The sequence below is a fragment of the Streptococcus pseudopneumoniae IS7493 genome, assembly GCF_000221985.1.
In the GTDB taxonomy this organism is placed as follows: Bacteria; Bacillota; Bacilli; order Lactobacillales; family Streptococcaceae; genus Streptococcus; species Streptococcus pseudopneumoniae.
In genome coordinates, this window is record NC_015875.1 from 2176243 (window position 1) to 2190731 (window position 14489).

Consider the following 14489-nt stretch of genomic DNA (forward strand, 5'->3'; position numbering starts at 1 on the left):
TTTGTCAAATGTTACAGGGGTAAATAAAAAACTATCTTTTCTTCGAGATAGAAATGATAGTTTCTTGTAAAATAAACTTAGTTAAAGTAATGGAGTCCCATTGCTCCTTTAACCTCAGATAGGGTTTGACCTGCAACTTCACGCGCTCTTTCACTACCTTTTTGAAGCATATTATAAACTTCTCCCATATCCTTAGCAAATTCGATACGGCGCTCACGAATAGGACCCAGTTCACGTTCTAGTATTTCAAGTAGATAACGCTTGGTCTTCACATCACCAAGACCACCTCGTTGATAGTGTTCTTTCATTTCAGCAATTTCTTGAGCATCTTCTGGGCGACCAAAAACATCTAAATAATGGAAAACCATATTTCCTTCAATTTTACCCGGATCTTCCACTCGGATATGATCTGGATCTGTATACATACTCATTACTTTTTTACGCAAAGTATCCGCATCATCAGCTAAATAAATACCATTATTAAGGGATTTAGACATTTTAGCATTTCCATCTAAACCAGGCAAACGACCTGCTCTTTCATTTTCTGGATAAATACCTTCCGGTTCTACCAAGACATCACAGTTATATGCATTGTTAAAAGAACGAACAATCTCGCGAGTTTGCTCAATCATTGGTTTCTGATCTGTCCCAACAGGAACATAATTAGCCTTGAAAGCTGTGATGTCAGCTGCTTGAGCTATTGGATAGACCAAGAATCCTGTCGGAATACTTTCTCCAAAGCCTTTCTGAGCAATTTCTGTCTTGACAGTTGGATTACGCTCCAGACGTGCTAATGAAACCAGATTCATATAATACATAGACAACTCAGCCAACTCTGGAATCTGACTTTGAATAAAGATAGTTGATTTACTTGGATCCAATCCAACTGCAAGATAATCCAAAGCCACATTTCCGATAGACTCTACAATAGTTTGAGGATCTTTAGCATGATCTGTCAAGGCTTGTTGGTCAGCCAAGAACACAAACATATCATACTTATCCTCTTCCTGTAATAATACTCGATTTTTGAGACTTCCAACATAATGTCCAATATGCAATTTACCTGTTGGACGGTCTCCTGTTAAAATAATGGGTTTAGTCATTTTGTTCTCCTTCGATATAGTCCCTTCAATTATAGCATTTTTTTAATGAAATAACCGCAATTTATCAAAATAAATCAACCTTACTATTCACGGATTTGTGTAAAGTATGCTGTAAAATTAATTTACACAAAATTGACAGATAAAAATTTGAATATTTCCGTATTTTCTAGTAGAATAAATATATTACACATATAGGAGAAAAACATTGCTTACAGTATCTGATGTTTCACTACGTTTTAGTGATCGCAAACTTTTTGATGATGTCAATATCAAATTTACAGAAGGAAATACTTACGGATTAATCGGTGCTAATGGTGCCGGAAAATCAACCTTTTTAAAAATTTTAGCCGGAGATATCGAACCTACTACTGGTCACATCTCTCTTGGTCCAGATGAACGTCTCTCTGTTCTTCGTCAAAATCACTTTGACTATGAAGATGAACGTGCCATTGATGTTGTTATCATGGGAAATGAAAAACTTTATAGCATCATGAAAGAGAAAGATGCTATCTACATGAAGGAAGATTTCTCAGACGAGGACGGGGTTCGTGCTGCCGAACTCGAAGAAGAGTTTGCTGAGCTTGGAGGCTGGGAAGCAGAAAGCGAAGCCTCTCAACTCCTTCAAAACCTAAACATTCCAGAAGAATTACACTACCAAAACATGAGCGAATTGGCCAACGGTGAGAAAGTAAAGGTTCTCCTTGCCAAAGCACTTTTTGGTAAACCAGATGTTCTTCTCTTGGACGAGCCTACCAACGGTTTAGACATCCAATCAATTACATGGTTAGAAGACTTCTTGATTGACTTTGATAACACAGTTATCGTAGTATCCCACGACCGTCACTTCTTAAACAAAGTATGTACTCACATGGCCGACCTTGACTTTGGAAAAATCAAACTCTATGTCGGAAACTACGACTTCTGGAAGGAATCTTCTGAACTCGCTGCTAAATTGCTAGCAGACCGTAATGCTAAAGCAGAAGAAAAAATTAAACAATTGCAAGAATTCGTTGCTCGTTTCTCTGCTAATGCTTCTAAATCAAGACAAGCAACATCACGTAAGAAAATGCTTGATAAGATTGAACTAGAAGAGATTGTACCATCTAGTCGTAAATATCCATTTATTAACTTTAAAGCGGAGCGTGAAATAGGTAATGATCTCCTGACAGTAGAAAATCTAACTGTAAAGATTGATGGTGAGACTATTTTAGATAATATCAGTTTTATCTTGCGTCCAGGTGATAAGACAGCGCTTATTGGTCAAAATGACATCCAAACGACTGCATTAATTCGTGCAATCATGGGGGACATTGACTATGAAGGAACTGTCAAGTGGGGAGTAACTACTAGCCGTTCTTACTTGCCAAAAGATAACTCGGCAGATTTTGCAGGAGGAGAGTCAATCCTTGACTGGTTGCGTCAATTCGCAAGTAAAGAAGAAGATGACAATACTTTCCTACGTGGCTTCCTCGGCCGTATGCTCTTCTCTGGAGATGAGGTTAACAAACCTGTAAATGTCTTGTCAGGGGGAGAAAAAGTTCGTGTCATGCTTTCAAAACTCATGCTTTTAAAATCAAATGTCCTTGTACTTGATGATCCAACAAATCACTTGGACTTGGAATCTATCTCAAGCTTGAATGATGGATTGAAAAACTTTAAAGAATCAATCATCTTTGCCAGCCATGACCACGAGTTTATTCAAACTCTAGCTAACCATATCATTGTCTTGTCTAAAAATGGCGTCATTGACCGTATCGATGAAACCTATGATGAATTCCTAGAAAATGCAGAAGTACAAGCAAAAGTTAAAGAACTTTGGAAAGACTAAAAAAATTCAAAACTCAGTTGGGTTAACCAGCTGAGTTTTCTAACATTTTATGAGGTAACATGAAATTATTTTTTAAAACATATTGGATCTATTTTGTTTCTTTCATCATTCCTGTAGTAATTATGATAGGAGTATATCTATCTCAAGGTATCTACTGGAATAGCGACAAATCTCCTCTATTAGGAGATGGCTTTCATCAATACGTTATTTTTGATATAGCTCTAAGAAATATCCTACATGGAAATAGTAGTCTGTTTTACACCTTTACAAGTGGTCTAGGGCTAAACTTCTATGCTCTATCTAGTTATTACTTGGGTAGTTTTCTTTCACCTCTGGTTTACTTTTTTGATCTAACGAATATGCCAGATGCTGTCTATCTGACCACTCTCTTAAAATTTGGATTGATTGGTTTGTCAACTTACTTTAGTTTAAATAAATTATTTCAATCGATTCCTAAGCCTTTAAAACTAGCCTTATCTACTTCCTATACTCTGATGAGTTTCACTGTCAGTCAATTAGAGATAAAAACCTGGCTAGATGTTTTTATCTTGATTCCTTTAATTATAACTGGTTTACATCTACTGATAACTGAAAAGAAACTCCTATTGTACTTTACAAGTCTGTCAATCTTATTTATTCAAAATTATTATTTTGGATATATGACAGTATTGTTTCTTATTTTCTGGTATCTCTGTCAAATTTCGTGGGACTTTAAGACTCGAAAATCATCTGTTCTTGATTTCATAGTTATCTCCTTTTTAGCTGGTATGGCTAGTTTGATTATGACTCTTCCCACTCTGTTTGATTTACAGACACATGGGGAAAAATTGACTGAAGTTACAAAGTTTCAAACTGAAAGTAGCTGGTATCTTGATCTCTTTGCTAAGCAATTCATTGGTTCCTTTGACACAACAAAGTATGGGGCCATCCCAATGATTTTTGTTGGACTACTTCCCTTTATTTTGACCATTTTATTTTTTACGCTGAAATCTATTAAGTTTCACGTGAAACTCATATATGTAATATTCTTTGCATTTCTAATTGCAAGCTTTTACATAGAAGCTCTTGACTTATTTTGGCAAGGTATGCATACTCCAAATATGTTTTTACATCGCTATTCTTGGATTTTCTCTACCTTGTTAATTTACACAGCAGCGGAAGTCTTAAATCGTCTGAAAGAAATTAAAATCTGGAATTTTTTAGTTTCGCTTTTTCTTATAGTAACAGGATTTTTAGCTACCATCTATCTAAAATCACATTATTCTTTTTTAACAGATTTGAATATTCTACTGACTCTTGAATTTTTAGTTGTCTATTCTCTTTTACTCCTTGCAGTTATCAAAAAGTTTATCTCTGTAAATCTATTTGCCATTCTAATCTCTTTATTTATAATGGTTGAAATAAGTTTAAATGCTTCATCTCAAATAGACGGAATTGCTAAAGAATGGGGATTTGCTTCTCGAAGTGCATATAATCGAGATATCCCAGCTATGAAATCTTTCTCAACATATATTGGAAATCAATTTACTCGTACTGAAAAACTAGAGACTCAAACAGGAAATGACAGTATGAAATTCAACTACAATGGAATATCTCAATTTTCATCTGTTCGAAATCGTTCAGCAAGCTCTACTTTGGATAAACTTGGGTTTAAATCCTCTGGGACTAATCTCAATCTACGCTATGCAAATAATAGTATTTTGGCTGATAGTTTATTTGGTATCCAGTACAATATCTCAGACAGTCCTAGTGATAAGTATGGTTTTAAAGATATCTATCAAAAAGATAATCTTACCCTATATGAAAATCAATTCTCTCTTCCGATTGCCTTTGCTAGTCAATCTGTTTACAATGATGTCAAGTTCAATGAACATACTTTAGATAATCAAGCCTCGTTTTTAAATCAACTTGCTAACGTCGATTTTGATTATTTTTCTACAATCCCTTATGACAAAACAGAAAATACTAATGATTTGATTATTGTCACAAGTTCTTCAAATGAGGATGCAGCAATCCAGTATCAAATTGAAGTGCCAGAAAACAGCCAAGTTTATCTTTCTTTCACAAACCTTCACTTTTCTAATGATAAACAAAAAAAGGTTGACATCCTTGTAAATGGAGAAAAGAAAACTTTTACAACTGATAATATCTTCTCCTTCTTTAATCTAGGCTATACAAAAGAGAAAAAAACTTTCAATATCAATGTTAGTTTCCCTGGAAATTCACAAGTATCATTTGAATCTCCTACCTTCTACCGTTTAGATACCAAAACATTCACCGAGGCAATTCAAAAAATTAAAGAACAACCTGTCACAGTATCAACTTCTAAAAACAAGGTCTTTGCTACATATGATGTTAAACAAGATACGTCCATTTTCTTCACCATTCCTTATGACAAAGGTTGGTCTGCCTACCAAGATGGTAAGAAAATAGAAATTAAACAAGCTCAAACTGGATTTATGAAAGTTGAGGTTCCCAAGGGGAAAGGAACTATTACACTCTCCTTCATTCCCAATGGTTTTATTACTGGAGCAATTTGTTCCTTTACTTCTCTCTTACTATTTGGAACCTATAATCACAGACGAAAGTCATCTAAGGCATAAAAAATCGACCAATTAATCGGTCGATTTTTTTAATCTTCTTCCATTTTCTTAGGTTGATAGGCTAGCATACCTAAACCAGTAAATAGAGCTAGTATGGCATCTAGGAAAATGACTTGCTGATGAATATTTCCTGTCATAGAGATTGTTTGTCGTAATCCCGAAACTGAATAACTCATTGGTAACCAAGGACTAATAGTTCTAAAGAAATCATTTGTCAAGGCAAGTGGATAAGTACCGGCACTTGATGCTAACTGTAATAAAAGCAAAATAAGTGAGAAGAAAGCTCCTATACGGCTATTCCATGTTGTTAATGCGGTCACCATGGACATGAATACTAAACTTGTTAGGATAATGAGAATAAATGTTCTCATCTCATGATTAGCCGTTAGACCAATAAGATGAACTCCTCCATATACCAAAATTCCTGCCAAAACAGCTATAATACCATTTATTTCAGCCCGAGATTTCAACCAAGCCCAACGGCTCTCTGGATGACGTCCTGAAGGCAGCTTCGCAAAGATCATATTCGTTGATATTGCTGCAACAAAGAGAGCAACTGATATCATATAAGGAGCCATTGCAATTCCATTTACAGGAACTTGGTCATTGTCTGTTTTGGAAAGATTGAGTGGATTTGACAAAATATCTGCATTTTGAGATTCCGTAGATGCTGATTTGAGTTGATCACTAGCATTACTTAGTCCTTGTCCTAAAGAAGCAACTCCTGTCTGTAAACCTTCCAATCCAGAAGTTAACTTTGTTCCACCTTCTGCTAATTTCCCAGCTCCATCTGCCAATTTATTAGCTCCACTTTCTAATTGAGAAGCACCTGAAAGTAACTGACTGGATTTGTCAGCTAGTCGGCTAGATCCTGACTGCAATTTATCAACTCCTGCTATCAATTCTTGACTCTTTTGATTCAATTGGTTAGAGCCAGTTGATAATTTTTCAATACCAGATACTAATTCTGGAGTTTTTTCAACTAATTGACTAACTCCTGCTGTCAAGCTAGAAGATTTTTGTGTCAAGGTGTTTGAGCCTGAAACTAGTTGATCCAAACTACCTGTCAAGGTGGCATTTTTTTCACTTAGTTTACTTGCTCCCTGAGAAACTTTATCAACACCTGTAGTATATGCGTTTACACCTGATGCAATCGACTGACTATCAGGAACTAATTTGCTAGTAACAGCTCCTTGTATCTCTGTTAATCCACTTGACAATCTTGTCAAAGAAGTAGAAGCAATAGGTAATACTTGATTAGCTTGATTTTTTAAAGTCGCAAGATTAGAAGATTGATTTTGTAAGTTTTCTAAACTTCCCTGTAAACCTTTAACTACAGCTACAATTGACTGTGCTGATTGAATACTATCAGTCGAATTTTGAGATACAGAAGCACTTATTTCAGCTTGTTGCTCACTTGTCAAAGATTGATAAGCTGCTGTCGATTGAATATTGGCTAATGTAGTCGCTTTAGCAGACTGAGCACTTGCTAACATTTGATTAGAAAGAGATACTATACTTGATAAAACAGAATCTAATTGTTTTGTATCTCCAACATCAATATTTTGAATGGCTTGATTTAACTGATTCAGACCAGAAGATAATTGATTAATTTGATCTTTTTTCCCAGACGAAGCATCTAACTTGCTAGAAAGTTGTTGAATCCCTTCACTTAATTGCTCCACCCCTATTCGAAGTGTAGCTGATTGATTAGATAACTGATTAGCACCTGTTGCAAGACTTCCCACTCCATTGGTGTAGGCACTAACACCAGATGAAAATTGATTAAGACCAGCATTAAGCTGAGAAACACCGCCAGTATAGGATTCTACACCAGAATATAACTGATTGATTCCTCCTACTAATTCAGGACTTTTAGAAGATAATTGACCTAATCCGCTATCTAATTGACTCACTGCACCAGTATATGTAACTAAACCACTATTAAAATTCCCTAAGCCAAGATGAAGTTGTTCAACACCAGAGACATAAGAGGATAATCCTTTAGTAAACTGCTCCGTTCCATTTGAAAATGTTAAACTTGAAGCTGCTAAAGAGTGTAGGTTAGTAGTTAATGTTTGACTTCCTGCCACTAACTGATTCGCTCCATCAGTTAATTTTTCAATACCAGAAACTGCTTGACTCATGCCATCCTTTAAATCGACCATTTTGTTAAATAAAGCTTTAGTATAGGTCTTGGTTACATTGGTAGAAACATTCTGCTTTAATTGTGTCATAGCAGAATCACTCATCTTGCTGGCAATAAAGCTATGACCACTTGAAGTCTGATAATCAATTTGCATTTGCTCTGGATGATCCGTTAAAATAGAAGCTGCTTTTTCAGATAAATCACTTGGTAAAGTCACTACCATATAGTAATCGCCATCTTCCAATCCCTTCTTTCCTTCATCTTCATCCACGAAATGAAAATCCAAGGTTTTATTTTCTTTTAAATTGGACACCATGTCTTTTCCTATTGCCATAGTATTATCATTATAGGAAGCCTCTTTATCATTATTGACAACTGCCACAGGTAAGTCAGACACTTGACCATATGGATCCCACATTGATGACAAAAATATGATATTGTACAGAGCTGGAATAAGAGAAATCCCTATCATGACAATAATAAAGGTTGGTTTTTTAAAAATTGCTTTCCATTCTTTAAACATAGTTTCTCCTTTTTTAAACATATTGTCTAAAATTTTGATATAATAGATTATACATTAAAAAATCTAAATTACAAGATAAAAAATCCATTTTTAGACATATAGTCTAATTTGTTTACAAGGAGGAAATATGCAAGAAAGTAACAAACGCTTAAAAACAAAGCGAACTATTGAAAATGCTATGGTACAATTACTAATGGAACAGCCATTTGATCAAATTTCTACTGTCAAGTTAGCAGAAAAATCCAGAATTAGCCGTTCCAGCTTCTATACGCACTATAAGGATAAGTATGATATGATTGAGCACTATCAAAGCAAGCTATTTCATACATTTGAATATATTTTTCAAAAACATGCTCATCACAAAAGAGACGCTATTTTAGAAGTTTTTGAATATCTAGAGTCAGAACCACTTCTGGCTGCCCTTCTTTCTGAAAATGGGACTAAAGAAATCCAAAATTTCTTACGAAATAAACTTCATATCATGCTCAGTACAGATTTACAAAAGCGATTTATGCAACTGAATCTAAATACCACTGAATTAGAATATAGTAGCATCTATCTAACTCATGCACTTTTTGGTGTCTGCCAAACTTGGATTGCACATGGAAAAAAAGAAAGTTCTCAAGAAATAACAAACTTCCTTATGAAAATGCTTGGTGATACAAATTGATACAAAAAGAGGAACACAGCTGTGTTCCCTTTTATCTATACTCCGCCAGTAGGACTCGAACCTACGACATCATGATTAACAGTCATGCGCTACTACCAACTGAGCTATGGCGGATAAAATAGTCCGTACGGGATTCGAACCCGTGTTACCGCCGTGAAAAGGCGGTGTCTTAACCCCTTGACCAACGGACCTTCTATCTGTAGCAGATATAACCATTATATCAATTTCTTGCTAATTGTCAATCACTTCTGAGATTTTTTCTCTAAAATATCTTTTAATTTTCTAATTTTTAATCTTGAAATAGGACAACGATGATCTTCATAGAAAACAATTTCTAGATTTTTTCGATCAATCTCTCTAATATTGCCTATATTTACCAAAAATGACTTATGAGGAGAATAAAATCGCTGAGTATGTTTGTCCTTTTCCTGAATATCTGTCATAGTACCGTAAAACTCTTTGGCAAAATTCTTACCAATAATACGTAATTTATGAGAGACTCCTGTCGTTTCAATATACAAAATATCATGGTAAGGGATTTTTAAATCATTTCCCTTGTAATTGTAGTCAAAATAATCCACCACATCTTCATTTTCAAGTAACATACTCTTCGTGTAAAAGATATTTTGCTCAATTCTCTTCTTAAACATCTCATCGTTGATATCCTTATCAACAAAATCTAGGGCTGATACCTGGTATTTATAGGTTAGAGTCGCAAACTCTGATCGACTGGTGATAAAGACGATAATAGCGTAAGGATTGTAATGACGAATGAGCTGAGCCACTTCAAATCCCTTTTTCTCAATTCCATGAATATCAATATCTAGGAAATAAAGCTGATTTACTTCATCGTTTTCAATGTATTCTTCAAATTCACGGACTTTTCCCGTTGTCTTGTATGATATTGGAATATTCGATTCTTTCGAAATTTCATCCAATATTCTCTCTAGTCTCACTTGATGTTCAATAACATCTTCTAAAATTAAAACTTTCATTCAAATTCCCTCTTACATCTAATGATTTGTCTAAATGTACTGCCTTCCATCTCTGTTTCTAAAATAATATTGTTGTACTTATCTAGTAGTTCCTTCACATTATTTAATCCGACTCCGCGATTTCTTCCCTTAGTGGAGAATCCTAAGGCAAATAGATTTCCTGAAGGAGTCATCGTCATTTTACATGAATTCTGAATCACAATCACTGTTTCAGTTTCCATCTTAATAACTGCTACTTCCATCTGCTTTTTATAACTATCAGCCGATCCTTCGACAGCATTGTTCAATAAAACACTCATAATACGAACCAAATCCAATAGTTCAATTGGGAGCTTGGTAATCGTATCTTTTACTTCCAGTGTAAACTCTACACCATTATTTCGAGCATAGACAATGGACTGAGCAACCAAACTTCGTAAAGCTGAATCTTCTATGTTGTTCAAATCAAAGTAAGTGTACTTATCTGAACGCAGTTTGTGATTAGCTTTGACCAAAACTTCATTGTAAACTCTGTCAATTTCTTGTAAATCACCACTGTCAATTGCCATCTGCATGCTGACAAGCATTCCAGCATAGTCATGTCGAAAACCACGGATTTCATTATACAGTCCGACAATTTCGTCTGTATAGTTTTGTAAATGTTTCTGTTCAAATTTCTTCTGCTTCAAAGCAATCTCTTTTTCCATTTGTTCTTTATGCGAATTCATTGCAAAGAAGGTCAAAAGTAACGAGATAAAAACAATAGATGACAAAATACTTCCAAAACTATTCAAATGTTTAACCGTACTTACCATATCTGAAACGAAAGATACAATATGGAGCAGTAGTAAGGCAAAAAATACTTTTTTCAAGAAAGGATAGAGGTAGTCTTTGTCAAAATAGGCTAGTTCCAAATGGAAATAATGAATGATTTTTAAGACAACAAAATAGGTCAACACCGTTACAACGAAAAAGAATGGGGCATGATATTGTGAAACAAAATTGTCTCCTGTTATAGAAGAGAAAGTTACGGACAGAAAGTTATGAGTGCTCTCATATAAAAGAGATAGTAGTAAACTTAGGAATAGTCCTCTATCCCTCTCATACTGTTTAATCCATCGAAAATAGGAATATAGGCCCAAAGGAAATAAAAATCTTTCAATCACTATTTCATCTAAATATAGAAGATAAAAGGAAAGTTCAAGTACTGCTTCTACTAGTAATGTATAGAGACCAAAAAAATATAGTTCCTTTGATTTTATTTGACCTTTACAAATTAAACGGTAACTGTGACTAATAATTAAAAAATGACCAATAACTGTCCCAAATCCAAATAAATTCATTACTCTTTCCCCTTATTTTATTACTTTTTTCTTGGGAAAATAAAATCACGGAGGATTTTTGGAAGTCTCATTTCCCCACCTTTAATCTTTTGCAAGTCTTTTTCCTTCAAGGCTACAAACTGTTCCAATTTAACTGTGTTTTTCATAATAAAATCTCCTAAAATGTTTTTTCTTGTAAGCTAACTTACAAAAACCATTATACAAAATGGAATTTCGTTTTAGATAAAATTCTCTCAACTGTCATTTTTTTCTCCCAAAGTGTACTTTTTTAAGAAAAAAGCCGGGAAAATTCCCAGCTTTGCTATTATATTGATCCCAGCAGGATTCGAACCTGCGACCGTTCGCTTAGAAGGCGAATGCTCTATCCAGCTGAGCTATGAGACCTAACACAATTATTCTACCAAAAATTCAATTAAAAGTCAATTTATTTATGATAGGGTGATCCCTGCTGAATCGTAAAAGCGCGATAGATTTGTTCAACAAGAACTAGTCTCATTAACTGATGGGGCAAGGTTAGGCGACCAAAACTGACAGAAAGATTGGCTCTATTTTTTACAGCTGATGACAATCCTAAACTTCCCCCAATAATAAAGGTAAGAGTAGAAAATCCTTTTATAGAAGCTTCTTCTAACTGCTTACTAAATTCTTCTGAAGAGAACATTTTCCCTTCAATAGCTAATGCAATAACAAAATCACGGTCAGCAACTTTTGATAAAATTCTCTGACCTTCTATTTCTAAAATCTTTTGATTTTCTGATTCACTGGCCTTATCTGGTGTTTTTTCATCTGATAACTCAATCATTTCAAACTTAGCAAATCTAGAAATTCGTTTTGAATACTCTGCGATACCATCTTTTAAATACTTTTCTTTCAGTTTCCCAACTGTTACAACTTTAATTTTCATGACTCTATTCTAACATATTCTCTATTTTTTCACATCTTATTCACAAAATAAAAAATAGATTTCAATTAAGAAAATCACAGCTTCAAAAGAGTTATCCACAGTTTGTGTAAAACTTTTGTGTTTAAGTTATAATTAAGCTAGTCAGTTTATACTTTCAGTAATTCAAACATATGGAGGCAAATATGAAACATCTAAAAACATTTTACAAAAAATGGTTTCAATTATTAGTCGTTATCGTCATTAGCTTTTTTAGTGGAGCCTTGGGTAGTTTTTCAATAACTCAACTAACTCAAAAAAGTAGTGTAAACAACTCTAACAACAATAGTACTATTACACAAACTGCCTATAAGAACGAAAATTCAACAACACAGGCTGTTAATAAAGTAAAAGATGCCGTTGTATCCGTTATTACTTATTCAGCAAATAGACAAAATAGCGTATTTGGCAATGATGAGACTGATACAGATTCTCAGCAAATCTCTAGTGAGGGATCTGGCGTTATTTATAAAAAGAATGATAAAGAAGCTTACATCGTCACCAACAATCACGTTATAAATGGCGCTAGCAAAGTAGATATTCGATTATCAGATGGGACTAAAGTACCTGGAGAAATTGTCGGAGCGGATACTTTCTCTGATATTGCTGTCGTCAAAATCTCTTCAGAAAAAGTGACAACAGTAGCTGAGTTTGGTGATTCTAGCAAGTTAACCGTAGGAGAAACTGCTATTGCCATTGGTAGTCCGTTAGGTTCTGAATATGCAAATACTGTCACTCAAGGTATCGTATCTAGTCTTAATCGAAATGTATCTTTAAAATCTGAAGATGGACAAGCCATTTCTACAAAAGCCATCCAAACTGATACTGCTATTAATCCAGGTAACTCTGGTGGCCCACTGATCAATATCCAAGGACAGGTTATCGGAATTACCTCAAGTAAAATTGCCACAAATGGAGGAACATCTGTAGAAGGTCTTGGTTTTGCAATCCCTGCAAATGATGCTATCAATATTATTGAACAGTTAGAAAAAAACGGAAAAGTGACGCGTCCAGCTTTGGGAATCCAGATGGTTAATTTATCTAATGTGAGTACAAGCGACATCAGAAGACTCAATATTCCAAGTAATGTTACATCTGGTGTAGTTGTTCGTTCGATACAAAGTAATATGCCTGCCAATGGTCACCTTGAAAAATACGATGTAATTACAAAAGTAGATGACAAAGAGATTGCTTCATCAACAGACTTACAAAGTGCTCTTTACAATCATTCTATCGGAGACACCATTAAGATCACTTACTATCGCAACGGTAAAGAAGAAACTACATCTATTAAACTTGACAAGAGTTCAGGTGATTTAGAATCTTAATTGACATCTATGTAAAGAAAGCTTTACATAAGAGAAAAGATGTGTTAGTGTAGAATCATGGAAAAATTTGAAATGATTTCTATCACAGATATACAAAAAAATCCCTATCAACCCCGAAAAGAATTTGATAGAGAAAAACTAGATGAACTAGCACAGTCTATCAAAGAAAATGGGGTCATTCAACCGATTATTGTTCGTCAATCTCCTGTTATTGGTTATGAAATCCTTGCAGGAGAGAGACGCTATCGGGCTTCACTTTTAGCTGGTCTACGGTCTATCCCAGCTGTTGTTAAACAGATTTCAGACCAAGAGATGATGGTTCAGTCCATTATTGAAAATTTACAGAGAGAAAATTTAAACCCAATAGAAGAAGCACGCGCCTATGAATCTCTCGTAGAGAAAGGATTCACCCATGCTGAAATTGCAGATAAAATGGGCAAGTCTCGTCCATATATCAGCAACTCCATTCGTTTACTTTCCTTGCCAGAACAGATTCTCTCAGAAGTAGAAAATGGCAAACTATCACAAGCCCATGCGCGTTCCCTAGTTGGGTTAAATAAGGAACAACAAGACTATTTCTTTCAACGGATTATAGAAGAAGATATTTCTGTAAGGAAGTTAGAAGCTCTTCTGACAGAGAAAAAACAAAAGAAACAGCAAAAAACGAATCATTTCATACAAAATGAAGAAAAACAGTTAAGAAAACTACTCGGATTAGATGTAGAAATTAAACTATCTAAAAAAGACAGTGGAAAAATCATTATTTCTTTTTCAAATCAAGAAGAATATAGTAGAATTATCAACAGCCTGAAATAAGGCTGTTCTTTTATTTTTTTATCTCACAAGGTTATCCACTATGTTTTTCGATAAAAAGCTTAATAAATCAATAATTTCTTCTTTTATCCCCAACCTGTGGATAAAGTTTGGTAACATTGTGGATTATTTTTCACAGCTTGTGGAAAATTCTTGCTATCTATGGTAAAATAGGTCTAGTATTAAACTTTTAAATAGTAAAGGAGGAGAAAGGA

At 34.6% G+C, this 14489-nt stretch carries 11 protein-coding genes and 3 tRNA genes; 5 read left to right on the forward strand and 9 right to left on the reverse strand.

The window, feature by feature from the left end; genetic code table 11:
• Positions 1 to 77: 77 nt before the first annotated feature.
• Entirely contained in the window at positions 78 to 1103 is a 1026-nt protein-coding gene (gene trpS / locus SPPN_RS11250; protein WP_000165458.1) for a tryptophan--tRNA ligase, read from the reverse strand.
• Between the two features lie 205 nt (positions 1104 to 1308).
• On the opposite strand from trpS, the gene SPPN_RS11255 reads away from it, so the two are divergent.
• Positions 1309 to 2931, forward strand: a complete 1623-nt coding sequence (locus SPPN_RS11255; RefSeq protein WP_000958762.1) for an ABC-F family ATP-binding cassette domain-containing protein — start codon at positions 1309 to 1311, stop codon at positions 2929 to 2931.
• A 59-nt stretch (positions 2932 to 2990) separates the two neighbouring features.
• Positions 2991 to 5534 carry a YfhO family protein gene (locus SPPN_RS11260; protein ID WP_000764972.1) on the forward strand — a complete coding sequence of 848 codons (2544 nt, stop codon included), beginning with the start codon at positions 2991 to 2993 and terminating at the stop codon, positions 5532 to 5534.
• A 29-nt stretch (positions 5535 to 5563) separates the two neighbouring features.
• On the opposite strand, the gene SPPN_RS11265 is transcribed toward SPPN_RS11260, so the two are convergent.
• Positions 5564 to 8206, reverse strand: coding sequence for a YhgE/Pip domain-containing protein (locus SPPN_RS11265; protein ID WP_000472063.1), 2643 nt, complete (start codon positions 8204 to 8206; stop codon positions 5564 to 5566).
• Between the two features lie 127 nt (positions 8207 to 8333).
• On the opposite strand from SPPN_RS11265, the gene SPPN_RS11270 reads away from it, so the two are divergent.
• Positions 8334 to 8876 carry a TetR/AcrR family transcriptional regulator gene (locus tag SPPN_RS11270; RefSeq protein WP_001158278.1) on the forward strand — a complete coding sequence of 181 codons (543 nt, stop codon included), beginning with the start codon at positions 8334 to 8336 and terminating at the stop codon, positions 8874 to 8876.
• Between the two features lie 40 nt (positions 8877 to 8916).
• Here SPPN_RS11270 and SPPN_RS11275 read toward each other — a convergent pair.
• The 7 genes from SPPN_RS11275 to rlmH form a co-directional block, all read right to left on the reverse strand.
• Positions 8917 to 8990: transfer RNA gene (locus SPPN_RS11275), tRNA-Asn, on the reverse strand.
• A gap of 5 nt (positions 8991 to 8995) precedes the next feature.
• Positions 8996 to 9067: transfer RNA gene (locus SPPN_RS11280), tRNA-Glu, on the reverse strand.
• A 51-nt stretch (positions 9068 to 9118) separates the two neighbouring features.
• Entirely contained in the window at positions 9119 to 9871 is a 753-nt protein-coding gene (comE, locus tag SPPN_RS11285) for a competence system response regulator transcription factor ComE (RefSeq protein ID WP_000866065.1), read from the reverse strand.
• Positions 9868 to 11193 (reverse strand): competence system sensor histidine kinase ComD, encoded by a 1326-nt coding sequence (gene comD, locus SPPN_RS11290; protein ID WP_001048117.1) that lies wholly within the window; start codon positions 11191 to 11193, stop codon positions 9868 to 9870. Before comD ends, comE begins: the two co-directional genes overlap by 4 nt.
• A gap of 20 nt (positions 11194 to 11213) precedes the next feature.
• On the reverse strand, positions 11214 to 11339 hold the full coding sequence (gene comC / locus SPPN_RS11295; RefSeq protein WP_000799687.1) for a competence-stimulating peptide ComC: 126 nt from the start codon (positions 11337 to 11339) through the stop codon (positions 11214 to 11216).
• Positions 11340 to 11503: 164 nt separating this feature from the next.
• Positions 11504 to 11577: transfer RNA gene (locus SPPN_RS11300), tRNA-Arg, on the reverse strand.
• Positions 11578 to 11617: 40 nt separating this feature from the next.
• Entirely contained in the window at positions 11618 to 12097 is a 480-nt protein-coding gene (rlmH, locus tag SPPN_RS11305; RefSeq protein WP_000695932.1) for a 23S rRNA (pseudouridine(1915)-N(3))-methyltransferase RlmH, read from the reverse strand.
• Positions 12098 to 12279: 182 nt separating this feature from the next.
• Here rlmH and htrA point away from each other — a divergent pair, with 182 nt between their 5' ends.
• Positions 12280 to 13461 (forward strand): serine protease HtrA, encoded by a 1182-nt coding sequence (gene htrA / locus SPPN_RS11310; RefSeq protein WP_000681604.1) that lies wholly within the window; start codon positions 12280 to 12282, stop codon positions 13459 to 13461.
• A gap of 57 nt (positions 13462 to 13518) precedes the next feature.
• Positions 13519 to 14277: a ParB/RepB/Spo0J family partition protein gene (locus SPPN_RS11315; protein ID WP_000410378.1), complete on the forward strand. Its 759-nt coding sequence runs from the start codon at positions 13519 to 13521 to the stop codon at positions 14275 to 14277.
• Positions 14278 to 14489: the final 212 nt, after the last annotated feature.

Bases quoted from the DNA above. Each gene is read 5' to 3' on its own strand.
- htrA (WP_000681604.1), top strand. From the start codon at position 12,280: ATGAAACATCTAAAAACATTTTACAAAAAATGGTTTCAATTATTAGTC.
- SPPN_RS11260 (WP_000764972.1), top strand. From the start codon at position 2,991: ATGAAATTATTTTTTAAAACATATTGGATCTATTTTGTTTCTTTCATC.
- SPPN_RS11270 (WP_001158278.1), top strand. From the start codon at position 8,334: ATGCAAGAAAGTAACAAACGCTTAAAAACAAAGCGAACTATTGAAAAT.
- comC (WP_000799687.1), bottom strand. From the start codon at position 11,339: ATGAAAAACACAGTTAAATTGGAACAGTTTGTAGCCTTGAAGGAAAAA.
- comD (WP_001048117.1), bottom strand. From the start codon at position 11,193: ATGAATTTATTTGGATTTGGGACAGTTATTGGTCATTTTTTAATTATT.
- SPPN_RS11265 (WP_000472063.1), bottom strand. From the start codon at position 8,206: ATGTTTAAAGAATGGAAAGCAATTTTTAAAAAACCAACCTTTATTATT.
- comE (WP_000866065.1), bottom strand. From the start codon at position 9,871: ATGAAAGTTTTAATTTTAGAAGATGTTATTGAACATCAAGTGAGACTA.
- trpS (WP_000165458.1), bottom strand. From the start codon at position 1,103: ATGACTAAACCCATTATTTTAACAGGAGACCGTCCAACAGGTAAATTG.
- SPPN_RS11315 (WP_000410378.1), top strand. From the start codon at position 13,519: ATGGAAAAATTTGAAATGATTTCTATCACAGATATACAAAAAAATCCC.
- rlmH (WP_000695932.1), bottom strand. From the start codon at position 12,097: ATGAAAATTAAAGTTGTAACAGTTGGGAAACTGAAAGAAAAGTATTTA.